Origin of the sequence: Paractinoplanes ovalisporus (assembly GCF_016834655.1) — a bacterium.
GTDB classification, from domain to species: Bacteria; Actinomycetota; Actinomycetes; order Mycobacteriales; family Micromonosporaceae; genus Actinoplanes; species Actinoplanes ovalisporus.
On the sequence record NZ_JAENHP010000012.1, the window covers coordinates 32,688 to 58,180 of the forward strand.

22 protein-coding genes are annotated in these 25,493 nt (G+C 69.0%); 5 read left to right on the forward strand and 17 right to left on the reverse strand.

The window, feature by feature from the left end:
- Position 1: 1 nt before the first annotated feature.
- Positions 2 to 544, reverse strand: coding sequence for a GNAT family N-acetyltransferase (locus JIG36_RS30015; protein WP_203379747.1), 543 nt, complete (start codon positions 542 to 544; stop codon positions 2 to 4).
- An 86-nt stretch (positions 545 to 630) separates the two neighbouring features.
- Between JIG36_RS30015 and JIG36_RS30020 the strand changes: the two genes are divergently transcribed.
- Positions 631 to 1,818: a low temperature requirement protein A gene (locus JIG36_RS30020; RefSeq protein ID WP_203379748.1), complete on the forward strand. Its 1,188-nt coding sequence runs from the start codon at positions 631 to 633 to the stop codon at positions 1,816 to 1,818.
- A gap of 10 nt (positions 1,819 to 1,828) precedes the next feature.
- Here the strand turns inward: JIG36_RS30020 and JIG36_RS30025 are convergent, their stop codons facing one another.
- Positions 1,829 to 3,211: an aspartate aminotransferase family protein gene (locus JIG36_RS30025; RefSeq protein ID WP_203379749.1), complete on the reverse strand. Its 1,383-nt coding sequence runs from the start codon at positions 3,209 to 3,211 to the stop codon at positions 1,829 to 1,831.
- 18 nt (positions 3,212 to 3,229) lie between these two features.
- On the reverse strand, positions 3,230 to 4,519 hold the full coding sequence (gabT, locus tag JIG36_RS30030; protein ID WP_203379750.1) for a 4-aminobutyrate--2-oxoglutarate transaminase: 1,290 nt from the start codon (positions 4,517 to 4,519) through the stop codon (positions 3,230 to 3,232).
- 106 nt (positions 4,520 to 4,625) lie between these two features.
- Between gabT and JIG36_RS30035 the strand changes: the two genes are divergently transcribed.
- A complete protein-coding gene (locus JIG36_RS30035; protein ID WP_307872962.1) occupies positions 4,626 to 6,050 on the forward strand; it encodes an aldehyde dehydrogenase family protein in 1,425 nt (474 codons plus the stop codon).
- Here the strand turns inward: JIG36_RS30035 and JIG36_RS30040 are convergent, their stop codons facing one another.
- The 10 genes from JIG36_RS30040 to JIG36_RS30085 form a co-directional block, all read right to left on the reverse strand.
- Positions 6,051 to 6,425, reverse strand: a complete 375-nt coding sequence (locus JIG36_RS30040) for a type II toxin-antitoxin system VapC family toxin (RefSeq protein WP_203379978.1) — start codon at positions 6,423 to 6,425, stop codon at positions 6,051 to 6,053. It lies immediately after the preceding gene.
- 2 nt (positions 6,426 to 6,427) lie between these two features.
- The gene (locus JIG36_RS30045) at positions 6,428 to 6,679 is read right to left on the reverse strand and encodes a type II toxin-antitoxin system Phd/YefM family antitoxin (protein ID WP_203379752.1); all 252 of its coding nucleotides are present in this window, start codon (positions 6,677 to 6,679) and stop codon (positions 6,428 to 6,430) included.
- Between the two features lie 299 nt (positions 6,680 to 6,978).
- The gene (locus JIG36_RS30050) at positions 6,979 to 8,349 is read right to left on the reverse strand and encodes an NAD(P)/FAD-dependent oxidoreductase (protein WP_203379753.1); all 1,371 of its coding nucleotides are present in this window, start codon (positions 8,347 to 8,349) and stop codon (positions 6,979 to 6,981) included.
- Between the two features lie 6 nt (positions 8,350 to 8,355).
- The gene (locus JIG36_RS30055; protein ID WP_203379754.1) at positions 8,356 to 9,210 is read right to left on the reverse strand and encodes an ABC transporter permease; all 855 of its coding nucleotides are present in this window, start codon (positions 9,208 to 9,210) and stop codon (positions 8,356 to 8,358) included.
- A complete protein-coding gene (locus JIG36_RS30060) occupies positions 9,207 to 10,070 on the reverse strand; it encodes an ABC transporter permease (RefSeq protein ID WP_203379755.1) in 864 nt (287 codons plus the stop codon). Before JIG36_RS30060 ends, JIG36_RS30055 begins: the two co-directional genes overlap by 4 nt.
- A gap of 1 nt (position 10,071) precedes the next feature.
- The gene (locus tag JIG36_RS30065) at positions 10,072 to 11,322 is read right to left on the reverse strand and encodes a polyamine ABC transporter substrate-binding protein (protein WP_203379756.1); all 1,251 of its coding nucleotides are present in this window, start codon (positions 11,320 to 11,322) and stop codon (positions 10,072 to 10,074) included.
- The gene (locus tag JIG36_RS30070; protein WP_203379757.1) at positions 11,323 to 12,474 is read right to left on the reverse strand and encodes an ABC transporter ATP-binding protein; all 1,152 of its coding nucleotides are present in this window, start codon (positions 12,472 to 12,474) and stop codon (positions 11,323 to 11,325) included. It lies immediately after the preceding gene.
- 39 nt (positions 12,475 to 12,513) lie between these two features.
- A complete protein-coding gene (locus JIG36_RS30075) occupies positions 12,514 to 13,950 on the reverse strand; it encodes a gamma-aminobutyraldehyde dehydrogenase (RefSeq protein WP_307872963.1) in 1,437 nt (478 codons plus the stop codon).
- A gap of 159 nt (positions 13,951 to 14,109) precedes the next feature.
- Positions 14,110 to 15,447 (reverse strand): aspartate aminotransferase family protein, encoded by a 1,338-nt coding sequence (locus JIG36_RS30080; RefSeq protein WP_203379759.1) that lies wholly within the window; start codon positions 15,445 to 15,447, stop codon positions 14,110 to 14,112.
- 8 nt (positions 15,448 to 15,455) lie between these two features.
- The gene (locus JIG36_RS30085; RefSeq protein WP_203379760.1) at positions 15,456 to 16,943 is read right to left on the reverse strand and encodes a CoA-acylating methylmalonate-semialdehyde dehydrogenase; all 1,488 of its coding nucleotides are present in this window, start codon (positions 16,941 to 16,943) and stop codon (positions 15,456 to 15,458) included.
- Between the two features lie 139 nt (positions 16,944 to 17,082).
- Between JIG36_RS30085 and JIG36_RS30090 the strand changes: the two genes are divergently transcribed.
- Together JIG36_RS30090 and JIG36_RS30095 are read left to right on the forward strand one after the other, a co-directional pair.
- Positions 17,083 to 18,399 (forward strand): GntR family transcriptional regulator, encoded by a 1,317-nt coding sequence (locus JIG36_RS30090; RefSeq protein WP_307872964.1) that lies wholly within the window; start codon positions 17,083 to 17,085, stop codon positions 18,397 to 18,399.
- 114 nt (positions 18,400 to 18,513) lie between these two features.
- Entirely contained in the window at positions 18,514 to 19,080 is a 567-nt protein-coding gene (locus JIG36_RS30095; RefSeq protein ID WP_236048482.1) for a Uma2 family endonuclease, read from the forward strand.
- Between the two features lie 130 nt (positions 19,081 to 19,210).
- Here JIG36_RS30095 and JIG36_RS30100 read toward each other — a convergent pair whose 3' ends face one another.
- Positions 19,211 to 20,899, reverse strand: a complete 1,689-nt coding sequence (locus tag JIG36_RS30100) for a serine/threonine-protein kinase (RefSeq protein ID WP_203379763.1) — start codon at positions 20,897 to 20,899, stop codon at positions 19,211 to 19,213.
- Positions 20,900 to 21,031: 132 nt separating this feature from the next.
- Here JIG36_RS30100 and JIG36_RS30105 point away from each other — a divergent pair, with 132 nt between their 5' ends.
- On the forward strand, positions 21,032 to 22,069 hold the full coding sequence (locus JIG36_RS30105; RefSeq protein ID WP_203379764.1) for a LacI family DNA-binding transcriptional regulator: 1,038 nt from the start codon (positions 21,032 to 21,034) through the stop codon (positions 22,067 to 22,069).
- Here the strand turns inward: JIG36_RS30105 and JIG36_RS30110 are convergent.
- Genes JIG36_RS30110 through JIG36_RS30120 form a run of 3 tightly spaced genes read right to left on the reverse strand, consistent with a single transcriptional unit; the run spans position 22,034 to position 25,189 of the window.
- On the reverse strand, positions 22,034 to 22,927 hold the full coding sequence (locus tag JIG36_RS30110; protein WP_236048483.1) for a carbohydrate ABC transporter permease: 894 nt from the start codon (positions 22,925 to 22,927) through the stop codon (positions 22,034 to 22,036). The two genes, JIG36_RS30105 and JIG36_RS30110, sit on opposite strands and share 36 nt — an antisense overlap.
- Position 22,928: 1 nt before the next feature.
- Entirely contained in the window at positions 22,929 to 23,852 is a 924-nt protein-coding gene (locus JIG36_RS30115) for a carbohydrate ABC transporter permease (protein ID WP_307872965.1), read from the reverse strand.
- Positions 23,849 to 25,189: an extracellular solute-binding protein gene (locus tag JIG36_RS30120; RefSeq protein WP_203379766.1), complete on the reverse strand. Its 1,341-nt coding sequence runs from the start codon at positions 25,187 to 25,189 to the stop codon at positions 23,849 to 23,851. The genes JIG36_RS30115 and JIG36_RS30120 overlap by 4 nt, the downstream gene beginning before the upstream one ends.
- Positions 25,190 to 25,493: the final 304 nt, after the last annotated feature.

Here is a 25,493-nt window from a genome sequence, read left to right on the forward strand (position 1 = left end):
TTCAAACATCCCCGCGGACCAGCGAGTACACCCGCAGATCAACCCGCCCGGTGTGGGTGTAGCCGGCGCTGCGGGCCACGCCCTCGAACGTGAACCCGGCCTTGAGGGCGACCCGCTGCGAGGCGATGTTGCCGGTGGCCGCGGTCAGCTCGACCCGGTGGATGCGCTCATGCCCGAGCCCCCACCGGGCGAGCCCGGCCGTGGCCTCGGCGGCGAACCCCCGCCCCCGCAACCCGGGGCGCATCCAGTAGCCGATCTCGGTGTAACCCCGTACCCACGAGGTCTTCTTCAGACAGACACCCCCGACCAGCCGGTCGTCGGCGGCGTCGGCGATCGCGAGTTGCACGCCGTCCCCGTCCAGGCGCAGCTGCTCGGCGCCACCCGAACACCAGCCCTCAGCCACCGCGGGCGTGAACGGGCGCGGCATCGGAAGCCAGCGCTGTGTCTCCCCGTCCGAGCAGCCGTCCACGACGGCGGCCGCGTCGGCAATCGCGAACGGCCGTAGAACCAACCGGTTGGTTGCAACCACCTCAGAGGGGAACATTCGCCGGATCGTACGGCCCGGGCGCTCGCCCACGGCGGGCGGCGGTGTGGGGCGTAAAAGTGCGGCAAGGCGGGAACTGACGTCCGGTGACGACCGACGACCGGCCCGCTCCTCTGATCAGGCCACCGCGACTCCGTACGGAACCCGAACGTGGCGCCTCGCGGCTGGAGCTCTTCTTCGACCTCGCGTATGTGCTGGTCATCGATCAGCTGGCGCAGTCGTTCACGGGCAATCTCAGCCCGGGCGGGGCCGGCGTCTTCGCGGCCCTGCTCATCGTCACGTGGTGGTCGTGGGTCACCACCACCCTGTACGCCAACCGGTTCGACACCAACGACGTCGTCTATCGGCTCGCCAAGCTGGCGGCGGCCGGCGCCGTGATCGGGATGGCCGCCTCGGCCCAGGCCGCCACCGGCAGTGAGAGCACCCAGTTCGCGCTCTGCTACCTCGCCACACGCGTCATCCTGCTTCTGCTCTACGCGCGGGCGTGGCGGCACGTGCCCGACGCCCGGCACACGATCGCCGTCTACATCGCCGGGGCCGGGGCCGCCACCCTGCTCTGGGCGGCGTCGCTACCGCTCGACGGCATGCCGCGCTACCTGCTGTGGGGCGCCGGAATCCTGGTCGAGGCGGTCGCGCCGCTCGTCGCCACGCGGCTCGGCGACAACGTGCCGCTGCACCTCGACCATCTGCCGGAACGGTTCGCGCTGTTCGTGATCCTGGTGCTGGGCGAGTCGGTGCGGTCGGTCGCGGTCGGCGTGCACGAGCAGCACTGGGTGGCCTCGTCGGTGATCTCGGCCCTGGTCGCCTTCGCGGCGGTCGCGGGGCTGTGGTGGATCTACTTCGACCTCGGCGGGGCGGCCGGCAAACGGGAGCTGGTCGAGGACGGCGAGGACCAGGAGAACGGCGTCGCCGACGCGTACATCTACGGGCATCTGCCGCTGATCGTCGGCCTGGCCATCGCCGCCGTGGGCATCGAGCAGTTCATCGTGCACCCGGCGGGCGCGCTCGACGATTCCGGACGCTGGGCGTTGCACGGCGGGGTGGCGCTGTTCCTGGCCGGGCTGGCCGTGGTCATGTGGGGCACGTCCGGCGACTGGCACGCGGCCTGGCCGTGGCCCAGCGCAGTCATCCCGTTCGTGGCCGGGCTCGGCTTCGTCGAGTCGCTGGAGCCGATCCTGGCCGTCATCGCCGTCACCGTGCTGCTGGTCGCGACCGTCCTGGCCGGGATGTGGCAACAGCGGCACGGCGCGCTACGCCGTACCGCTGAAGCCTGAAAACCCGAAGTCAGAGCCGGTTGGAGGCCTCGGTCAGCACCGAACGCAGGATCTGCTCGATCTCGGCGAACTGGGCCTCGCCCGCGATCAGCGGCGGCGCGAGCTGGATGACCGGGTCACCGCGGTCGTCGGCGCGGCAGTAGAGCCCGGCCTCGAACAGCGCCGACGAGAGGAAACCGCGCAGCAGCCGCTCCGACTCCTCCTCGTTGAACGTCTCCTTGGTGGCCTTGTCCTTCACCAGTTCCAGGCCGAAGAAGTAGCCGTCGCCGCGCACGTCGCCGACGATCGGCAGGTCGGACAGGCGGTCGAGGTAGGACCGGAACAGGTCGCTGTTGTCGCGCACGTGCCCGTTCAGGTTCTCGCGCTCCATGATGTCCAGGTTGGCCAGCGCGACCGCGGAGCCGACGGGGTGACCGCCGTACGTGATGCCGTGGGCGAACCAGTTGGTGCCCTCGAGGAACGGCTCGGCCAGCCGCTCCGACGCGATCATCGCCCCGAGCGGAACGTAACCGCTGGTCAGGCCCTTGGCGACGGTGATGATGTCGGGCGTGTAGCCGTACCGCTGACCACCGAAGTATTCGCCCAGCCGGCCGAAGCCGCTGATCACGTCGTCCGAGACCATGAGGACGTCGTACCGGTCGCAGATCTCGCGGACCCGCTGGAAGTATCCGGGCGGGGGCGGGAAGCAGCCGCCCGCGTTCTGCACCGGCTCGAGGAAGACCGCGGCAACCGTGTCGGGGCCCTCGAACTCGATGGCCTCGGCGATGCGGTCGGCCGCCCACACGCCGAACTCCTCGAGCGACATGTTCTCGTCGGGGCGGCGGTAGTAGTTGGTGTTGGGCACCCGGAACGTCGACGGCACCAGCGGTTCGAAGTCCTGCTTCAGGGCCGGGATACCGGTGATCGACAGTGCGCCCATCGAGGTGCCGTGGTAGGCGATGTTGCGCGACAGCACCTTGGTCTTGGTCGGTTTGCCGGTGCGCTTGAAGTAGGAGCGGGCCAGTTTCCAGGCCGACTCGACGGCCTCGGAGCCGCCGGTGGTGAAGAAGACCCGGTTCAGGTCGCCCGGGGTGAGGTCGGCCAGGCGGGCCGCCAGCTCGACGGCCTTGGGGTGGGCGTACGACCAGATCGGGAAGTACGCGAGCTCACCGGCCTGCTTGGCGGCGGCCTCGGCCAGCTCCTGGCGGCCGTGGCCGGTCTGCACGACGAACAGCGCGGACAGGCCGTCGAGGTAGCGCCGGCCCTTGGAGTCCCAGACGTAGCAGCCGTCGCCGCGCACGATCATCGGGACTTCGGCCTTCTGGTAGGACGACAGCCGGGTGAAGTGCATCCACAGGTGGTCGCGGGCGGCGCCGGACAGCTTTTCGTAGTCGGGTGACTGAAGGTCGCTCAACGGGGGGCTCCTGATTTCTTAAACGGCGGAGAAGGCTTGTTCGAGCAAGGTGAGTCCGCGATCGAGCTCCTCGTCGGAGATGATCAGCGGCGGCAGCAGCCGGATCACGTTGCCGTAGGTGCCGCAGGTGAGCAGGAGCAGACCCAGCTCGTGCGCGGCCTTCGCGACCGCGGCGGTGGTTGCGGCATCCGGCGCCGGGCCGGCCGGGCCGTCCTCGCCGGGTATCACGACCTCGAGGGCCAGCATCGCGCCGCGGCCGCGCACCTCGGCGATCGAGGGGTGCTTGGCGGCCAGGGCCTCCAGCCGGGGCCGGGCGATCGACTCGATGCGGCGGGCGGCCGCGGCCAGGTCGAGCTCCCGCATCGTCTCGATCGAGGCGAGCGCGGCGGCGCAGGCGATCGGATTTCCCCCGTACGTGCCCCCGAGCCCACCCGGGTGCACGGCGTCCATGATCTCGGCGCGGCCGGTCACCGCGGCCAGCGGCAGCCCACCGGCGATGCCCTTGGCCGTCGTGATCAGGTCGGGTTCGACACCTTCGTGCGACGACGCGAACCATTCCCCCGTACGGCAGAAGCCCGTCTGGATCTCGTCCGCGATGTAGACCGCTCCGGCCGCCTTGCTCCAGGCCGCGATGGCCGGCAGGAACCCCTCGGCGGGAACGACGAAACCGCCCTCGCCCTGGATGGGTTCGATCAGCACGGCGGCCACGTTGCTCGCGCCCACCGTCTTCTCGATCTGCCCGATGGCGTACGCCGCCGCCTCCGCCCCGCCGCGGCCGTCGCGCAGCGGATAGGACATCGGGACCCGGTAGATCTCGCCCGCGAACGGGCCGAAGCCCTGCTTGTAGGGCATCACCTTGGCGGTCAGGGCCATCGTCAGGTTGGTGCGGCCGTGGTAGGCGTGGTCGAACACGACGACCGCCTGCCGCCCGGTGGCGTGCCGCGCGATCTTGACCGCGTTCTCGACGGCCTCGGCGCCCGAGTTGAACAGCGCCGAGCGCTTCTCGAAGTCACCCGGAGTGAGCGCGGCCAGCTCCTCACAGACCGCCACGTACTGCTCGTACGGGGCGATCATGAAGCAGGTGTGGGTGAAGCGCTCGACCTGAGCCCGGACCGCCTCGACGACCCTGGGGGCGGCGTTGCCGACGTTCGTGACGGCGATGCCGGCGGCGAAGTCGATCCACTCGCGCCCGTCCACATCGGTCATCGTGCCGCCCGCGGCGCTGCTCACGTAGGACGGGATCATGCTGCTGACCCCGCGGGCGACGACCGCGGCCCGGCGCTTGTGCAACTCGGCCGACGTGGGCATGACTCAACTCCTTCAGGCTTCAGGCCCCGATCATTTCACTGATTCCGTCGCATGCAAGAGGCCCGACAACTATTTCCGCGTTACATCTGCGGGTACGCTCCGGGCCGTGATCCCCTTCTTCGTCGCCGGGAAGCCGGCCACCAGCGCCGACCTGCTCACCGTCCGTCACCCGTACGACACGCAGGTGGTCGGAGAGACCTCCCACGCCACCGAGGAGCAGGTCGAGGAGGCGGTCGCCGCCGCGGTCTCGGCCACCGGCGCCGCCGCGGCCCTGACCGCCGCCGAGCGGGCCGGCGCCCTCGACGAGATCAGCCGCCAGATCGGCCGTCGCGCCGGCGAGTTCGCCGCCCTGATCACCGCCGAGAACGGCAAACCGGTCAAGTGGGCCCGGGCCGAGGTCGCGCGGGCCGTGTCGACGTTCCGCTGGGCGGCCGAGGAGGCCCGCCGTTTATCCGGCGAGTTGCAGCGGCTGGACACCGACCCCGCCGCGGCCGGTCGGATCGCCCTCGTACGGCGGGTGCCGCGGGGGCCCGTACTGGGAATCGCGCCTTTCAACTTCCCGCTCAACCTGGTCGCCCACAAGGTCGCGCCCGCGCTCGCCGTCGGTGCCCCGATCATCGTCAAGCCGGCGCCCGCCACTCCCCTGACGGCGCTGCTGCTGGGCGAGATCATGGCGGACCTCGACCTCCCGTACGGGATGTTCTCGGTCCTGCCCGTCCCCAACGAGCGCATGGCCACCCTGGTCGCCGACCCGCGCCTGCCGGTGGTGTCGTTCACCGGCAGCGGCCCGGTCGGCGCGCTGATCCAGGACGCGGTGCCCCGCAAGCACGTCACGCTGGAGCTCGGCGGCAACGCGGCTGCCCTGGTCTGCGAGGACTGGCCCGACCTGGCCACCGCCGCCCAGCGCGTCGCCACGTTCGGCAACTACCAGGCCGGGCAGAGCTGCATCGCGGTCCAGCGCGTGCTGGTGCACCGTTCCCGCCTCGACGAGTTCACTCCCCTGCTGCTCGAAGCGGTGGCCGCCCTTCGCACCGGCGACCCCCGCGACGAGGCGACCGACGTCGGCCCGGTGATCGACACCCGCGCCGCCGAGCGCATCGTGCAGTGGATCGACGAGGCCGTGGCGGCCGGCGCCCGCGTCTTGACCGGCGGCACCCGCGAAGGCACGACGGTCGCCCCCACGGTGCTCACCGACGTGCCGTCATCGGCCCGCGTGAACGCCGACGAGGTCTTCGGCCCGGTGCTGGTGCTGACCCCGGTCGACTCGGACGAGGCCGGGCTGGCCGCCATCAACGACTCAGCCTTCGGCTTGCAGGCGGGCATCTTCACCCGGCGGCTCGACCTGGCCTTCGAGGCGTCCCGCCGGTTGCGGGTGGGCGGCGTGATCATCGGCGACGTCCCCAGTTTCCGGGCCGACCAGATGCCTTACGGCGGCGTGAAGGCCAGTGGTTCCGGCCGCGAGGGCGTGGCCAGCGCTATGGACGACTACACCGAGCCCCGCGTCATGGTCCTCACTGGCGTCCCCCTCTGATCACATCGCCAGCAGGTCGACGTCGTAGAGACGCATCGCTGCGTCGCGGGAGACCAGGGTCAGCCTCTCGGTCGAAGCCTGAGCGATGAGCATCCGGTCGAACGGATCGCGATGGTGCGGCGGAAGCCGTCCCGCCGCGATCGCATGTCCGTGAGTAACCGGCAACGGCTGGAAACCGATGTCGCGGATACGCTCGGCGAGATCAACCGGTCCGCTCAGTTTGCCGGTCGACTGCTTGATGGTGATCTCCCACAGGCTGATCGGAGAAAGAAACACGTCTGGATCATGGCGCAGTCGGTCGAGAAAGGCGCTGTCCAGCGTCGCGTTACCGGTAGCGGCCCACAGTGCGATGTGAGTATCCAGCAGAATGCCCATCATCACTCGGGCTCGAAGTCGGCGGCGATCTGAGCATTGGTCTGAGGGGAGTCCCAGTCGCCCGAGAGATCGACCTGACCGGCCAGCGACCCGATTCCGGTTCGGTTGACTCGCCGTACCAGCGGCACCACCTTGGCCACCGGCACGCCGGCGCGGTCGATGATGATCTCTTCACCGCTCTCTACGCGCTCGATGATGCGTGAGAGGTGGGTCTTTGCCTCATGCATGTTGAAATGCTGCGGCTCGCTCGACATGACATCACCTCCGCGGTTAGCTAACAGCTTAGTCCGACCTCGGACGCCGTCGCCAACTACTTCGCCGGCTCTCACGACCCACCCCTTCCCTGGACCTCACGACCGCCGAAGTGTGCCGGAAAGTTCGGATCTTGGGGATGCTGGCTCACGGAGTTGTGGATAACGCATGTAGAGCTGACCTACCGCATTGCCCGCCCTGCCAGGGGGACCCCCACCCTAAGTCCCAGCCTGGCAGAAAGGGCCGATCTTCGCGGGCACCCCTGTGGACAACGCGGGAGTGTGGATAACGCCCGAGTCTGTCAGGAGTCGAAGCCCAGGCCCACCTTGTCGAGCGTGCGCAGCCACAGGTTGCGGCGCCCCGCGTTGCGGTCGGCCTGGGCAATCGACCAGCGCGTCAACTGGATCACGCCCGAGCGCACCGGCTCCGGCGGGAACGGCACCGGCTTGCTGCGCACCATCTTCAGCGACGTGCGTTCGGTCGGGACGCCGCCGAGCAGGTCGAGCATCACGTTGGCGCCGAAACGGGTCGCGCCCACGCCCAGGCCGGTGTAGCCGACCGCGTACGCCACCCGGCCTCCGTGCGCGGTGCCGAAGAAGCTGCTGAAACGGCTGCAGGTGTCGATCACGCCGCCCCACTTGTGGGTGAAGCGCAGGCCCTCCAGCTGCGGGAAGGTCTGGAAGAAGTGGTCCGCCAGCAGCTCGAACGTGGCCTCGCGCTGGTCCTGGGCGGGGTCGATGCGGCCGCCGTTGTAGTAGACCGCGTCATAGCCGCCCCACAGGATGCGGTTGTCGGCGGTCAAGCGGTAGTAGTGGAACTGGTTGGCCGAGTCGCCGATGCCCTGCCGGTTACGCCAGCCGAGCGACGCCAGCTGGGCGTCCGACAGCGGCTCGGTCATCAGCACGTAGTCGTAGACCGGCACCACGAAGTGGCTCAACCGGCGCAGCAACCGGCCGTGGGCGCCGGTGGCCAGCGCCACCTGAGCCGCGTCGAGGCGTCCCCGCCAGGTGTGCAGGCGCATGCCGGCGCCGTGCGGTTCGAGACGTTCCACCGGGGACTGCTCGTAGAAGCGCACGCCCAGCGACAGGCACGCCGAACGCAGACCCCAGACCAGACGCGCCGGGTCGATCATGGCGCAGCCGTCACGGTCCCAGACCCCACCGACGTACGTGGGTGAGTCGACCTCGGCCCGCACCTGCTCGCGATCCAGCAGTTCCTCACCGGGGCGCAGTTCCGCGCGCATCGCGGCCAGTTGCCAGGGCGAGGTGGCAACGCTCAGTTCCCCCGTACGGGAAAAATCGCAGTCGATGCCGTAGCGCGCGACGGTGGCCGCGATCTCGTCGAGGTTCGCCCGGCCCATCGCCTCGAGCCGGTCGATCTCGCCCGGGAAGCGGCCGGCGCCGTTGGCGTAGCCGTGGGTCAGCGACGCGGCGCAGAACCCGCCGTTGCGACCCGATGCCGCCCAGCCCGCGGTCCCGGCCTCGATCACCACCACGTCGCGGCCGGGGTCGCGTTCCTTGGCCATCAGGGCCGTCCACAGACCGCTGTATCCGGCCCCGACCACCGCCAGATCGGTGGTGTCGAGCCCGTCGAGCGGGGCGGCGGGGGCCGGAGCCCCCGCCTGGGCGAGCCAGTACGGCTCGGTGAGCGCGTCCTTCAACGAAGAAGGCACGAGTTATCAGTCCCGCTTACTCTTGCTCGACGACCGGATGTTGGCGACCAGCGCGAAGAACACGCCGACCGCGAAGATGAGCGTGCCCATGACGTTGACCTGCGGCGGGATGCCGACGCGGGTGGCGCCCCAGATCCACAGCGGGAACGTCTTGGTGGTGCCCGCCGTGAAGGCGGTGACGATGAAGTCGTCGATGGACAGCGCGAACGCCAGCAGCACGCCGCTGAAGATCGCGGGCAGGATGATCGGGAAGGTGACCTTCCAGAACGTGGTCCACGGGCCGGCGCCCAGGTCGGCCGCGGCCTCCTCGATCGAGCGGTCCAGGGTCATCACCCGGGCCCGCACGACGACGGCCACGAACGAGATCGAGAACATCACGTGCGCGATCGTGATCGTCACCGGGCCCAGGCCGGCGCCGGCCGACACGAACAGGCTGAGCAGCGACGCCCCCATGATCAGTTCGGGCGAGGACATCGTCGCGAACATGATCAGGTTGAGCGAGCCGGAACCGCGGAAACGGTAGCGGCCCAGGGCGTAGCCGATGCCCGTGCCCAGCGCGCCCGAGAGCAGGCTGGCCACGATCGCGATGACGATCGACGTGATCAGGGCGTTGGTCAGGTCGGGGTATTCGAACAGGCGGCCGTACCACTTGAACGTGAACCCGACCCAGGTCTGGTTGTAGCGGCCCGGGGTGTCGTTGAACCCGAACGCGATCATCACGACGATCGGCAGGACGAGCCAGGCGATGATCAGCCAGGTCCACGTGTGGAGCAGGCCGGGCCCGGTGATGCGCCGCCTGGGCTTGATCTTCGCGGCCTGCTCGACCGTCTCCGGCGAGGGCCGTTGCATGGTTGTCGTCATCGCGCGGCCACCTTCATGACGTCCTCGGTGCCGAGGATGCGGGCGTACGTGAACACGCCGATCAGCAGCACGAGCATCAGCACGAAGGAGAGCGCCGACGCCGTCGGGTAGTCGGAGTTCTCCAGGAACTGGGCCTGGATGACCTGACCGATCATGGTGGTGTCCGAGCTGCCCAGCACCTCGGAGTTGACGTAGTCGGAGCTGGCCGGCACGAACGTCATCAGCACGCCGGCGAAGACACCGGGCAGGGCCAGCGGGAAGATCACTTTGCGGAACGTGGTGGCCGGGTTGGCGTACAGGTCCCGCGCCGCCTCGACCACGCGCGGGTCGATGCGCTCCAGTGCCACGTAGATCGGCAGCACCATGAACGGCAGGAAGTTGTAGACCAGCCCGAGGATCACCGCGGTCGGTGTGCCGAGGATGTGGAACGACTGCCCGATCAGGCCCATGTCGCGCAGCGGGCTCAGCAACGGCCCCTCGTCGGTCAGGATCTGCCGCCACGAGATCGTCCGGAGCACGAACGAGACGAAGAACGGCAGCAGGACCAGGAAGAGGTAGGTCGGCTTGCGCCGGCCGCCGTAGAAGGCGATCCAGTATGCCACCGGGAACGCCAGCACGATCAGTACGAGCGTCGCGATGGCGCCGTAGATGAGCGACCGGATGATCTGGGTGTCGTAGTTGGAGATGGCCTCCGTGTACGTCTGCCAGTGGCCGGTGAAGCGGTAGCCGTGGACGATGTCGCCCTCCTGGAGGGAGAGCGACAACATCGCGACCATCGGCACCGCGAAGAAGATCAGCAGCCAGACCGCGCCGGGCAGAACCAGCAGGTAGGGCGCGATCTTGTTCTTTACGCGGTTCATGTCATCCCAGCACGATAGGTTCGAAGGTCTTCTGGAACTTCTGCTGCTCGGACGTGGCCTCGAACGCGACGTAGTAGTGCAGCTTCGCGTACTCCGCGGCGGTCGGGAACACCAGCTTGGAGTCCGCGACGTCGAGCAGGGCGTCCTTGTCCTCACCGGTCAGCTTGCCCGCGTGCTGGCGGATGACCGGCTGCGCGGCCGGGACCGGGCAGACGTAGTTGATGTACTCGGCGATGGTCGCGGCGTTCTCGACCTCGTAGAAGTAGTCCATCAGCGTGATCGCGTCGACCGGGTTGGTGGCGGTGACCGGGATCGTCATGTTGTCGGTCCAGATCGTGCCGCCCTCCTCGGGGATGATGAACTTGAAGTTCGTCCCGTCGGAGATGTTCTTCTGGAAGATGTCGCCCGACCACGCCTGGGTGAGCCAGACCTCGCCGCTGCCCAGAGCCTCGATGTAGCTCTGGTCGTAGTAGTTGCGGACGATGCCGTCGGACTTCTGCTTCTTGAGGTGGTCGGCCGCCTTCTCCCAGTCCTCCTCGGTGGACTTGGCCGGGTCGGCCCCCACCGCGAGCAGACCGAAGTTGCCGAGTTCCTGGACGTCGGAGAACATGCCGACCTTGCCCTTGAACTTCGGGTCCCACAGGTCGGCCAGGCCCTTGATCGGGCCGGTCCGGCTTTCGTCGTACGCGATGCCGGTCATGCCCGAGGCCCACGGGATCGAGTAGGCGTTGCCCGGGTCGAAGGCTTCCTTCTTGTACGCGGCCCCGGCGTTCTTGGCGTAGTTCGGCAGCTTCGAGTGGTCGAGCGGCGCCAGGAAGCCCGAGTCGCGGAACTGCGTGAACTGGAAGCTGTTGGTGATGACCATCAGGTCGTAGCCGATGTCCTGGCCCGCCGAGAGCTGCGGCTGCACCTTGGCGAACCAGGGGCCCATCTCCTGGATGACCTCGTCGTACTTGACCTTGATGCCGGTCTTGGTGGTGAACGCCTTGAGCTCGGGCTGCTTGGGGTCCATGTAGAGCGGCCAGTTGGCGAACCGCAACGTGTTGTTCTTGGTCTTGCCGTTCCAGAACTTGGCCACGGCGTCGGGCTCGGCGCTGGCGGGCGCCTGCGTGCCCTGTCCCTGCACGCCGCAGGCGGCGAGGGCGCCGCCCAGGGCGGCGAGTCCGGAGAGCCGAAGCGCGTCCCGACGACCGAAGCGACGCTGGGTCAGACCACGGAGGAGGGAGGGGTCGGAGAAGTTCGACGCGGACATTCAGACTCCGATCATGTATGAGTGCTGGGGGGCCCAGGTGAGGTAGACACGATCGCCGCGATCCGCAAGATCGTCGGCGTTCGAAGCATTTTGATCGAAGACTGTGAAATCCGCGCCGGCCGCGGTGGAAACGGTGTAATTCGTTGAGGTTCCGTGATAAACGACCTCCGTCACTGTCCCGGACAGCACGCTGCCTCCGGTGGCCGTGACCGGCGGCACCCCCCGGTGGAGGTCGATCTTCTCCGGGCGGATCGACACCTCGAGCTTGTCGCCCGTACGCACCGACGGCCCGACCGGGACGACGACCCGGTCCTGTGTGGTGTAGCTGATCAGGGCCAGCCCGCCCTCGACCCGCTCGACGTGACCGTCGACCAGGTTCGACGTGCCGATGAAGCCGGCCACGAAGCGGGTCGCGGGCCGCTCGTAGATCTCGCGGGGCGAGCCCAGCTGCTCGATCACGCCGGCGTTCATGACCGCGATCCGGTCCGACATGGTCAGCGCCTCACCCTGGTCGTGGGTGACGTAGACGAAGGTGATGCCGACCTCGCGCTGGATGCGCTTGAGCTCGATCTGCATCTGCTGGCGCAGCTTGAGGTCGAGGGCGCCCAGCGGCTCGTCCAGCAGCAGCGCCCGCGGCCGGTTGACCAGGGCCCGGGCCAGCGCGACCCGCTGCTGCTGGCCACCCGACATCTCGCGCGGCGCGCGCTTCTCCATGCCGGTCAGCGACACGATCTCGAGGATCTCGCCGACCCGGCGGCCGATCTCGTTCTTGGCGACCTTCTTGCGCTCCAGGCCGAAGGCGACGTTCTGGTACGTGTTGAGGTGCGGGAAGAGTGCGTACGACTGGAACACCATGTTGACGTCGCGCTTGTTCGCGGCCACGCCGGTGACGTCCTTGCCGTCGAGCAGCACCTGACCGGCGGTGGGCTCCTCGAAGCCCGCGATCATGCGCATCGTGGTGGTCTTGCCGCACCCCGACGGGCCCAGCAGCGAGAAGAACTCACCCTGGCCGATCGCCAGGTCGGTGCGCTTGACGGCGGGCACCGTCTCGCCGTGCGACAGGTAGTTCTTGTTCACGCCGACGAACTCGATGGCCGGGGTGTCACCGGACGCCGACCGGGAGCGTACGGCGCTGTGCTGGGGGGTGCTCATGGCGTTCCTCTTCGCGGTGGGCTCTGTCAGGGGACGGGGTCAGCCGAGGTAGCTCATCACGTGCTTGATCCGGGTGTACTCCTCGAACCCGTACATCGAAAGGTCTTTGCCGTAGCCGGAGTGGCCGAAGCCCCCGTGCGGCATCTCCGAGACGAACGGGAGGTGCGTGTTGATCCAGACGGCGCCGAAGTCCAGCCGGCGCGACACCCGCATCGCGCGCCCGTGGTTCTGGGTCCAGACGCTCGCGCTGAGCCCGAACCGGACGTCGTTGGCCCAGCGGACCGCGGCGTCCTCGTCGTCGAACTCCTGCACCGTGATGACCGGGCCGAAGACCTCGTCCTGGACCATCTCGTCGCGCTGCCGCAGGCCGGCCACGACGGTCGGCTCGAGGAAGTAGCCACGCTCGCCGATCCGCTTGCCGCCGGCCACGATGCTCGCGTGGTCGGGTGCGCGGTCGAGGAAGCCCTGCACCCGGGCGAGCTGGCCGGCGTTGTTGACCGGGCCGAAGAACGCGTCGGTGTCGCTGGGCGCCCCGACCTTGGTGCTGCGCGCGGCCTCGGCCAAGGCGTCGGTGAAGTCGGCGGCGACGCGGCCGTGCACGAGCACCCGGGTCGCGGCGGTGCAGTCCTGACCGGCGTTGAAGTAACCCGCCTGGGCAATGGAAGAAGCGGTGGCGGCGATGTCGGCGTCGTCGAACACGATGACCGGCGCCTTGCCGCCCAGTTCGAGGTGGGCCCGCTTGAGGTCGGCGGCGGCCGAGACCGCGACCTCCATCCCGGCCCGGGTCGAGCCGGTGATCGAGACCAGCTGCGGCGCCGGGTGCGCGACCACGGCCCGGCCGGTGTCGCGGTCGCCGCAGACCACGTTGAGCACGCCCGGCGGCAGGAACTCGGCGGCGATCTCGGCCAGCAGCAGGGTGGTGACCGGGGTGGTGTCCGAGGGCTTGAGCACCACCGAGTTGCCGGCCGCGATGGCCGGGGCGAACTTCCACACCGCCATGACCATCGGATAGTTCCACGGGGTGATCTGCGCGCACACGCCGATCGGCTCACGCCGGACGTACGACGTGTGGTCGCGCAGATACTCCCCCGCCGACTTGCCTTCCAGGATCCGCGCCGCGCCCGCGAAGAAGCGGAGCTCGTCCAGCAGCGGTCCCATCTCCTCGGCCCGGGTCGCCTCGACCGGCTTGCCGGTGTTCCGGCACTCGGCCGCGATGATCTCGTCGGCCCGGGCCTCGACCGCGTCGGCGATCCGCAACATCGCGCGCTGCCGCTCCGACGGGGTGGCGTCGCGCCACGCCTCGAAGCCGGCCCCCGCCGCGGCCATCGCCGCCTCCACGTCCGCCTCGGAGGAGACCGGCGCGAGCGCGTACGCCTCCCCGGTGCTCGGATCGATCACCTCGGAGGTGACGCCATCTGCGGTTTGGGTGTATTCGCCACCGACAAAGTTACGCAGAACGGGCAGCGCGGCGCTCACGGAATAGGACCTCCAGGAGAGGGCTTGTGACAGCTCCCACACAAACGACTGCGAGACACTGACACACGCGAAGGACTGAAGACAAGGGAATCCGAAACTATTTTCCAAACCTGAAACGGAATCGGCGCTCATCGACCGCCGACGCCACGCAATCCTGTGTTATCCCGCGTAATACCTGTCAGCCACCGCCAGGGCATCGTCGAGGATCGACAGACCCTCCCGAACCTCGTCCTCGGTGACCGTGCAGGGCGGCGCGACGTGCACCCGGTTGAAGTGGGTGAACGGCCACAGCCCCCGCTCCTTGCAGGCCGCGGCCAGTTCGTTCATCGGCCCGGCGGCGCTGCCGGAGGCGTTGAACGGCACGAGCGGCTCGCGGGTGGCGCGGTCCCGCACGAGTTCGATCGCCCAGAAGACGCCCAGGCCACGGACCTCGCCCACGCTCGGGTGCTTCTCGGCCAGCTCGGCCAGCCCCGGCGCGATCACGTCATCCCCGATCGCCCGGGCGTGCTCCACGATTCCCTCCTCCTTGAAGATCTCAATGGAGGCGACGGCCGACGCGCAAGCCAGCGGATGGCCGGAATACGTCAGACCACCGGGGAACGGGCGCTCCCGGAACGTCGCGGCGATCTCGTCCGAGATGATGACGCCGCCGAGCGGCAGATAACCGGAGTTGACCCCCTTGGCGAAGGTGATCAGATCCGGAGTGACGCCCCAGCGGTCGACGGCGAACCATTCACCGCAGCGCCCGAATCCGGCCATCACCTCGTCGGCGATGAACACGATCCCGAACTCGTCGCAGATCTGGCGGACGCCCTGCAGATAGCCGGGCGGAGGCACGAGGATGCCGTTGGTGCCGACGACCGTCTCCAGCAGAACGGCCGCGATCGTGCCGGCGCCCTCGAAGACGACCGTGTCGCGCAGATGCTTCAGGGCCCGCTCGGTCTCCTGCTCGGGCGTCTCGGAATAGAAGGGCGAGCGGTACGCGTACGGGCCCCAGAAATGCACCAGGCCGACGGCGGTGTTCTCGTTGGCCCACCGTCGCGGGTCACCGGTCGCGGCGATCGCGGTGGTCGTGCCGCCGTGGTAGCTGCGGTAGGTCGACAGGATCTTCTGCCGGCCGGTGTGGCCGCGGGCGAGCCGGATCGCGTTCTCGTTGGCCTCGGCGCCGCCGTTGGTGAAGAACACCTTGTTGAGCGGCCCGGGGGCGAGCTCGCTGATCAGGCGGGCCGCCTCGCCGCGCTTGTCGTTGGCGAACGCGGGCTGGATCGTGCACAGCTTGGCTGCCTGCTCCTGGATCGCTTGGACGAGCCGAGGGTGCTGGTGGCCGATGTTGACGTTGACCAGCTGCGACGAGAAGTCCAGATACCGCTTGTCGTCGTAGTCCCAGAAGTAGGAACCCAGTGCGCCTTTGACCGGCATCGGGTTGATCAGGCCCTGGGCCGACCAGGAGTGGAAGACGTGGGCGCGGTCGTCCGCCCGCACCATTTCGTCAGTCATGGAAGGCCCTATCGGTTCGTGGGGAAGCCGAGGTCGATCGCGGAGGTGCCGGGATCCGGCCAGCGCGACGTGACGACCTTCGAGCGGGTGAAGAAGTGGATGCCGTCCGGCCCGTACATGTGGGTGTCGCCGAACAGCGAGGCCTTCCAGCCGCCGAACGAGTAGTAGGCGACCGGCACCGGGATCGGCACGTTGACGCCGACCATGCCCGCGTTCACGTCGAACTGGAACTGCCGGGCGGCGCCGCCGTCCCGGGTGAAGATGGCGGTCCCGTTGCCGTACTCGTTGTCATTGATCAGAGCAACGGCTTCCGCGTACGTCTCGGCGCGCACCACGGCCAGCACCGGCCCGAAGATCTCGTCGGTGTAGACGTCCATCTCCGGCTTGACGTTGTCGAGCAGCGTGACACCGAGGAAGTAGCCGTTGCCCGGAACCTCCGCCTCGCGGCCGTCGGCCACCACGGTCGCGCCCGCCTCGGCGCCCTTCGCGATGTAGCCGGCCACCTTCTCGCGGTGCTGGGCGGTGATCAGCGGGCCCATCTGCGACTCGGGGTCGGTGCCGTCGCCGACCTTCAGCTTGGGCAGGCGGGCCGCGATCGCGTCGACCAGTGGGTCGGCGATGTCACCGACGGCCACCACGACCGAGACGGCCATGCAGCGCTCGCCGGCCGATCCGTACGCGGCGTTGACCGCGGCGTCGGCGGCGGCGTCGAGCTCGGCGTCGGGCAGCACCACCATGTGGTTCTTGGCGCCACCGAGGGCCTGAACCCGCTTGCCGTGCGCGGTGCCGGTCTCATAGATGTGCTTGGCCACCGGGGTCGAGCCGACGAAGCTGACCGCGGCGATGTCCGGGTGGGTGAGGATCGCGTTGACCGCCTCGACGTCCCCGTTGACCACGGTGAAGACGCCCTCGGGCAGCCCGGCCTGCTTCCACAGCCGGGCCAGGAACAGCGCCGAGGAGGGGTCCTTCTCGCTGGGCTTGAGCACGAACGCGTTGCCGGCCGCGATCGCCGTGGTGCACATCCACAGCGGCACCATGGCCGGGAAGTTGAACGGGGTGATGCCGGCGACCACACCGAGCGGCTGCTTGATCGAATAGACGTCGACACCGGTCGCCGCCTGCTCCGAGAACGAGCCCTTCATCAGGTGCGGGATGCCGGTCGCGAACTCGGCGTTCTCCAGGCCGCGGGCGACCTCGCCGGCCGCGTCGGAGAGCACCTTGCCGTGCTCGCTGGTGATGATCGCGGCCAGTTCCTGGGTGCTCGCGGCGAGCAGCTCGCGGAACTTGAACAGCACCGCGGAACGCTTCGCCAGCGAGGCCGAACGCCACTCCTGCGCGGCCTGCTTGGCGACGGCGACGGCCTCGGCGACCTCGGCGACGGAGGCGAGATCGACCTCGGCGGTCTGCTCGCCGGTGGCGGGGTTGAAGACGGGGCCGACCCGGCCCGACGTGCCGGGGCGCTCGGCGCCTCCGATCCAGTGCGCAATGCGATTCATGCTCGGAGATTACGTAACACCTCTGGACCGAACAATGCATGAAACGTACTGTCACAAAATCCGTCCTGCCGCCCCGCCCGCCACCTCGCCCGCCGCCCCGTCCGCCGCCATAGATCGGAATAGATACTTGTTCTCCGAGGTGCGTGATCGACTGCGTGAGCCCTCGGCGCGCGGGCTGGCCGAGGCCGTCGGGCGCGCGGTGGGCGACGGCGTCCTGCTTCCGGGCCGCAAGCTTCCTCCCGTACGCGTCGTCGCCGCCGAACTGCGGATGTCGCCGACCACGGTCAACGCCGCCTGGCAGCTGCTGCGCCGCGCGGGCACCATCCAGACCGACGGCCGTCGCGGCACGGTCGTCGCCACCTCGCGGGCCGACGGTCCGGGCCGCTACCGGGCGGCCCTGCGCGGGCGCACCGGCTTCGCGCTCGATCTGTCCACCGGCGTACCGGACCCGCGTCTTCTGCCTTCTCTGCCCGCCCTGGCCGGCCTCTCCCCCGCGCCGACCAGCTATCTCGACGAGCCCGTGCTGCCCGCGCTGGGTTCCCTGCTGCGCGGCCGGTGGCCGTACTCCCCCGAACGCCTGGCGATCTTCGACGGCGCCATGGACGCGATCGACCACGTGGCCTCGTCCCTGCTGCGCCTCGGCGACCGGGCCGTGGTCGAGAACCCGTGCTTCCCGCCGTTGCTCGACCTCCTCGAATCCCTGGGCGTCCAGGTGATCGGCGCCGGCACCGACGCCCGCGGCATGCTGCCGTCCGCCCTCGCCGCCGCCCTCACCCAGCGCCCCGCCGTGGTCTTCCTCCAGCCCCGGGCCCTCAACCCCACCGGCGCTTCGTGGTCGTCGACGCGGGCGGCCGAGCTCGCCGAGGTGATCTCCCAGACCCCTTCCCTGTACGCCGTGGAGGACGACTCGGCCGGAGACGTGTCCTCGGTGACGCCGTTGTCGCTGGGCCGGCACCTGCCGAGCCAGACCGTCCACGTCCGCAGCTTCTCCAAGTCGCACGGTCCCGACCTGCGCCTGGCCGCGGTGTCGGCCCCGGCCGCGGTGCTCGACCCGGTGCTCGAACGGCGGTTGCTGGGCCAGGGCTGGACCAGCCGCCTGCTGCAGCACCTGCTCCTGACCCTGTTGACCGACCCCACCTCGAAGGCGGCGGTGGCCACGGCCCGGGAGGAGTACGCCCGGCGCCGCCACCTGACCGTCGCCGCCCTGGCCACCCACGGCGTGGCCCTGCCACCCGGCGACGGCATCAACCTGTGGCTCCCGGTCGCGGACGAGCAGGCGGCGCTGATCTCCCTGGCCAGCCACGGCATCGCGGCCGCCGCCGGCACGTCGTTCCAGGTCACTCCCGGCCCACCCCACCTGCGCGTCACGGCCGGCCTGATCACCGCCGACCACGAGGCGGTGGCGGCCCACCTGGCCGACGCCGCCCGCGCGCCCGCCCTCTCCATCCCCCGTTGACGCGCTCCCACCTGCCCGACGCCGCCCGCGCCCCTCGTCTTGTCGGATGAACATTGACGTGTGACAACTAGGCATGCGACGATTCGCGGCATGAGCGCATGCGACACTCTGCCCATGACCGAGGTGAACCTGGACCGCCCGGAACCGTGGACCGAAGCGGAGTTCCTCGCGCTCGACCGGCATGCGAACCGCATCGAGCTGATCGACGGGGGACTCTGGGTGAGCCCGGGACCGAACGTGCCTCATCAGGGCATCTCTTACCTCTTGCACACAGCGCTACGTCCCGCGGCGCGATCCGCCAACCTGAAGACCTTCGAGGCCGTCAACCTCCGCCTGCAGACCAATCGCATCCTCGTTCCCGACCTCGTCGTGGTCGACTGGAGCGTCCGGCTCGGCACGGTCGTCGAGCCGGCGGATGTCACCCTCGTCGCTGAGATCGTCTCGCCGAGCACGGGACGGATGGACCGCTTCGCCAAGAGCGACCTCTACGCCGCCGCGAAGATCGATTGGTATCTGCTGGTCGAACCTGAGATGCCGGACTACCAGGGCGTGACCCTGCGTCTCCTTCGCCGCCGGAACAGCAGATACGTGGAGGAGGCCGTCGCGAAGCCCGGCGAGGAACTGCTCGCCCATGAGCCCTTCCCCATCACCATCCGCACCACCGAACTAGTCGAGTTCTGACCGTCCCGCACCGGTTTCTGGCCACCGTCCTGATGCCGCGGCTCGTGGCTGGGATCGTCAGCGGGGAGGTCAGGGCGGCGGTCATGGCGTCGGCCAGCCAGGACCCGTCGTCCACGTTCCAGCGGAAACGTCAATCGGCGGGGCGGAAGCTGTCGAAGATGAGCTGCAGGTCGTCCTCGTGGCTGGACCAGTCGGCGTCGCGGGTCTGCCAGTAGATGCCGTACGCCTGGTTCTCCGACGTGACCACGCCGCGGTTGTTGACGTGCTGGCGGGTCCCGCCCCGGGTGAAGGTGAACTCCCAGTCGGCGGCCTTCTCGAAGTAGTCGACGGCGTCGATGCGGATCTCGTCGTACGAGGGGAAGTCGCCGCGGTCCACGCGGTAGTCGGCCTTGCCCCGCCAGTCGGCGACCGGGTCGGGGGCGGGCTTCTTGGTCTGGTCGATACCCAGCACCTGGGAGCCCCTGCGGAAGTAGACCATCCGGCCCTCCTTCGAGCGGGTCCAGCCCTCCGGCACGTAGAGGGCGAAACCGGTGGCGTCACGGTAGTCACGCCAGCCGTCCGGCAGCGTCGGGAGATCGGAACCGGTCGCGGCCGAGGTCGGCGGCGATGACGGTGGCGACGACGGGGAGGCCGAAGGGGACGACGGGGACGAGGCCGTGGTGGCGGGCGCGGATGACGGTGTGACCACGGCGGAGGTGGCCGGCGGCGCGCTCGAGCTGGTGGGTTCGCCGTCCGGGCGGGTCACGGCCCAGACGACGGCCGCCACCACCAGGACGACCACGACGATGGACAGCGCGACGATCCAGCGCCGATCCGGACCGTGCGCGGACGCGGGTGCGACACCGGGGGCCGGCGAGTCGGGCGCCACGGGGCTCGGCGGCGGGGGCGGCGACACGGGCGCGGCGCGTTGCGCCGGGATCACGGCCGGTTCCCGTACGGGGGAAGGCTTTTCGCTCGTGGTCTCAGGCAGGCTGAGGTCGTCGGTCGTGGTGGCGCCGGCCGGAGCGGGCACCAGGGCGTGGCCGTAGGCGCCGGCCGAAGCCGTGCGGAGCAGGTGTTCCGTCTCGGCCGCGTCCAGGCGGGCCTCCGGATCCTTGCGGAGCAGGCCGGCCAGCACCGGCTCCAAGGGGCCGGCCTGGCGCGGCGGGTCGGGCTCGTCGGCGGCCAGGGCGGTCAGCGTGCCCAGGGCGCTCGCCCGGTGGAACGGCGACTGCCCCTCGACCGCCGCGTAGAGGGTCGCGCCCAGGGACCACAGGTCGGAGGCCAGGCCTGCGGTGCCGTACTTGGCTCGTTCGGGTGACATGTATTCGGGCGAGCCGAGCAGCATGTCGGACGTGCTGATCTGGGCGTCGCCCTCGATGGTGGCTATGCCGAAATCGGTCAGCAGCACCCGGCCGTCGTCGGCCAGCAGGACGTTCGCGGGCTTCACGTCGCGGTGGTCGACCCCGGCGGCGTGGGCGGCGCGCAGCGCGGCGATCAGGTCAAGGCCGATGCGGGCGGCGCGGCGCGGGTCGATCGGGCCCTCGGTGCGCAGCTCGTCCTGCAGCGAGCGGGACGGCACGTACTCCATGACGATCCACGCGCGGCCGTCGACCTCGAAGACGTCGAAGACCTGCACGACGTTGGGGTGACCGAGCCGGGCCGCGGCGCGCGCCTCCCGGAGCGTACGGCGTTCAGGGTGCCCGACGCCGTCCGGCAGCAGCACCTCTTTGATGGCGACGTCGCGATCGAGCACCTCGTCGCGGGCCAGCCAGACCTTGCCCATCCCGCCCGTGCCGAGGGTCTCGCCGAGGCGGTAACGACCGGCGATGAGTGGCATGAGAGGGGCCTTACCCGGACCGCGCCGAGATCAGACGTGTGCACGTGCCCTTATCCGCCGCGGAATGTGCAATACTTCCGGAACTCCCGAACGAAAGTTTCGGGATGTGGTTGGGCGAGCGAGGAGAGTCGAATGGCCGCGAGCGCTAGGCGAGTCACGATCGCGACCATTGCCGAGGCGGCCGGGGTTTCCGTGCCCACGGTGTCGCGAGTGCTCAATGGGCGTACGGATGTGTCACCGGAAACGCGCGACCGCATCGAGCACCTTTTACGGGAGCACGACTACCGTCCTCGTAACTCTCGCCAGCCGCTGCGCGCCGGTCTCATCGACCTCGTTTTCCACGACCTCGACAGCCCGTGGGCGGTCGAGCTGATCCGCGGCGTCGAGGAGGTCACCCACGCGGCCGGCGTCGGCACCGTCATCTCGGCCGTGCACCGGCGCACCGCCTCGACCCGGCAGTGGCTGCAGAACCTGCGGTCCCGCCAGTCCGACGGCGTGGTCCTGGTGATCTCGGACGGGGCCGGCCCGGTCTACACCGAGCTGCACCGCCTCAACGTCCCGATGGTGATCATCGACCCGGCCGGTGGTGCCGCGGCCGACGTGCCGACGATCGGCGCGACGAACTGGTCGGGCGGCCGCAGCGCCACCGAACACCTGATCTCTCTCGGTCACACCCGCATCGGGTTGATCGAGGGTCCACGCAACCTGCTCTGCAGCCGGGCCCGCCTCGACGGCTACCGCGCGGCGCTCGAGTCGGCCGGCCTGCGGGTCGACCGCAAGCTGATCGAGCCCGGCGACTTCCGGCACGAGGGCGGTTTCGCGGCCGCTCAGCGGCTGCTCGACCGCGACGACCCGCCGACCGCGATCTTCGCGTCGAGCGACCAGATGGCCCTCGGCGTGTACGAGGCGGCCCGGCTGCGCGGCTTCCGGGTGCCCGACGACCTGAGCGTGGTCGGCTTCGACGACCTGCCCGAGGCCCGCTGGTCGTCGCCGCCGCTGACCACCGTGCGGCAGCCGCTGGCCGACATGGGCGGGCTCGCCGCGCGGACCGTCCTTCGACTGTCACGCGGCGAGCCCATCGAGACTCCCCGGGTCGAGCTGGCGACCGAGCTGGTCGTCCGCGAGAGCACCCGGCTATTTGCTGAAACCGGCGGTAAGACCACTGAGTAGCTGGCGACGCCCGATCGCGTAGAGCAGGACGATCGGCAGCGTGGTCAGGGTGACCGACGCGGCGATGGCCGGCACGTTCACGCCGAACTGACCGGAGAACGTGGCCAGGGCGAGCGGGACCGTGCGCTGGTCGGGGCTCTGGGTGAGCACCAGGGGCAGCAGGAAGCCGTTCCAGATGCCGAGGCCGTTGTAGATCGTCACGGTCACCAGGGCGGGCCGGGTGAGCGGGAACGCCAGCCGCCACATCGTGCCCCACTCGCTGGCGCCGTCCATGCGCATCGACTCGAAGAGTTCCTTCGGGACGTCACGGATGAAGTTCGACAGCACGAGCACGCTCAGCGGGATGGCGAACGCGATCGAGGGCAGGATGATCGCGGCCAGGGTGTCGTACATCTGGAGCCGGATGATGATCAGGTAGACCGGGATGATCACCGCTTGCAGCGGGATCGCCAGGCCCATCAGGAACACCCAGTTCATGCCGCGCAGGATGCGGCTGTTGGAACCCCGGACGATCGCGTACGCCGCCATGAAGCTGACCGCCACGGCGGGGATCACCGCGCCGACGGTGACGATGACGCTGTTGATGAAGTAGCGGACGATGTCGGACTCGATGACCGTCTTGTAGTTCTCGAAGGTCAGCTCGCTCGGCGGCGCCAGGGGGTTGGTGATGAAGTAGTTCGCCTGCGTCTTGAAGCTGGTGATGACGATCCAGTAGATCGGCAGCATCACGACGAACAGCCAGACCCAGCTCAGGCCGCCGCCGAGCCAGTTGTAGGACATGGCCTTGTTGCGCTTGCGGGTGCCACCGGGGGTGCCGGACACGGTCGGCGACGGGCGGTGACTGGTGACGGTCGCCAACTCAGGCTCCTTCCAGCTGGCTCTCGTCGCCCCGGCCGCCGAGCCGCCGCAGCAGCAGGGACAGCCCGAGGCCGACCAGGACCAGGATCACGGCGATGGCGCTGGCCGGACCCATGAGGTTGGCCTGGAAACCCTGCTGGTACATGAGCAGTGCGAGCGCGCGGGTGGCGTCGCCGGGACCGCCGGCGGTGAGCACATAGATCAGGTCGAAGAAGGTCAGCGACCCGACGACCATCAGCGTGGACGACGTGATGATCGTGTATTTGAGCTGCGGCAGGGTGATCGAGAAGAACTGCCGTACGCGGCCCGCGCCGTCGATCTGCGAGGCCTCGTACATGCTGGTCGGGATCTGCCGGACCGCGCCCTGGTAGATCAGCGAGTGGAACGGGATGAACTGCCAGGACACGATGAAGATCAGGGTGGCCATGGCGAGCGTCGAGTTGCCCAGCCAGTCCTGGTTGAGCAGTTCGATCCCGAGGCCGGTGCCGAGACCGAAGTTCGGGTCGAGCAACGCCTTGTAGGTGATGGCGATGGCGGCCGAACTGAGCAGCAGGGGGATGAAGAAGAGCACGGCGAGGAATTCGCGGTAGCGCTTGCTGGTGGCCAGAAAGACGCCGATCAGGATCGACATCGGGGTCTGCACGGCCCACGACAACGCCATGATCAGGAAGGTGACCCAGAGCGCGTGCGGCAGCCCCGGGTCGGTCAGGGTGGCCTTCCAGCTGTCCAGACCAGACGGCTGGATCTCGCCGATGCCGTTCCAGGTGGTGAAGCTGAGCGCGAGCACGCCCAGCAGCGGGACGATGCCGAAGATCACGAACCAGACGAACGCCGGCAGGGCCATCCAGAGGACGGAACCGCTCCGCCCGCCGCTGGACCTGGAGGGCTCCTTCGTCCGTACGACGGGCGGAGCGATCGTTGTCACTTGCCGATGACTCCGTTCATGGCGTCGACCCACTGCTGCGGGCTGACCTGCAGCTGGAACAACTTGGCGATGTTGTCGAGCAGGGTCTCGGCCGCGGTCGGGCTCAGCGCCTGGTCCCACGACTGCGCGAAGGTCTTGGCGCCGTTCGCGATGCCGGCCATGTCCTTGAGGAACTGCGCGTCGTCACCGGTGAAGAGGCTTTCGGCGCCCTTGAGCACCGGCACGCCGCCGGACTTGACCCAGCCCGCCTTCTCCTCGTCGTCGACCAGCGTGGTCGAGAAGAACTTCTTGGCGGTCTCCTTGGCCTCGGCCGTGGCCTTGGAGGAGATCGAGAGGTACTGACCCGGGTTGCCGACCGTGTTGGTCGGGTCGCCCTTGCCGCCCTCGACCGGCGGGAAGTTCATCCAGCCGAGCTTGCCGTCCTTGACGAAGTTGCCGCCCTGCTCCTTCTGGATGCCGTAGGACCAGGAGCCGTGCACCATCATCGCGGCCTTGCCCGTGTAGAGCAGGGCCTGGTCGGCGTTGGAGTCGGCGGCGATCGAGGAGAAGCCCTTGATGAAGCCGTTGGCCTTCACCAGGTCCTGCACCTTCTGCAGCATGTCGAGCACGGCCGGGTCGCTCCACGCGTCCTTCTCGCCGGCGAACACGCGGTCGAAGACCTCGGAGCCCGCGGTGCGGTCGAGCAGGAACTCGAGCCACATCATGTTCGTCCAGCGGGACTGGCCGGCCAGCGAGAACGGGGCGATCTTCTGGGCGTTGAACTTCGGCACCAGCGACATGATCTCGCCCCACGACTTCGGGGGCTCGGCGCCGATCTTGGAGAAGGCTTCCTTGTTGTAGAAGAGCACGATCGGCTGCACGGTCTCGACCGGCAGCGCGTAGACCTTGTTGTTGACCGTGCCGGCGCCGAACGAGGACGAGAGGATCTTGTCCTTGACCGCGGCGTTCTGCGCGAGCCAGTCGGTCAGGTCCTCGACCTGGTTCGAGTTCACGTACTCCTTGAGGCCGCCACCGCCCCAGCCCCAGATCATCGTCGGGCCCTGGTTCGCGCCGAGCGCGGTCTTGATCTTCTGCTTGTACGCGTCGTTCTGGAAGAACGTCGGCGTGATCTTGCTGTCCGGGTTGGCCTTGTTGAACCGGTCGATCGCGGCCTGACGGTACGGCTCGCCGGGCGGACCGCTCAGCGACCAGTAGCTGGCCGCGCCGCCCCCGCCACCGGTGCTGCCGCCGCCGCTGTTGCTGGGACCGGAGCTGCCACAGGCCGCCAGGGCCGCGGCACCCGCGGCCCCCGCGGCCAGGCCGAGGAAGTTCCGCCGGGAAATCGGGTTATTGGTCACGCTGATCTCCGAACTCGAATGCCGCCGCCCTGGCGGCGAGAGATTTCGCCGTGGTGAGAGGTCGTCCGCGTCACAGAGGCTGCAACTTTCGCTCGACAACCGCAAATTAACACGAGGTTTCGTTAACGTAGGGTTTCAGCTTGATCATGTCAAGGGTCTTGCTGTGGTCGCGCTCCCATGGCGAGAGTGGACGCGATTCGGACCGGCGCGGGAAGGCCTGCATAAGATCATCTCGCACCGAAAACTTGCCCTGTGCAAACACTGAAAGTTTCGGAACCACCTGAGGAACCACTGAGGAGTTGCG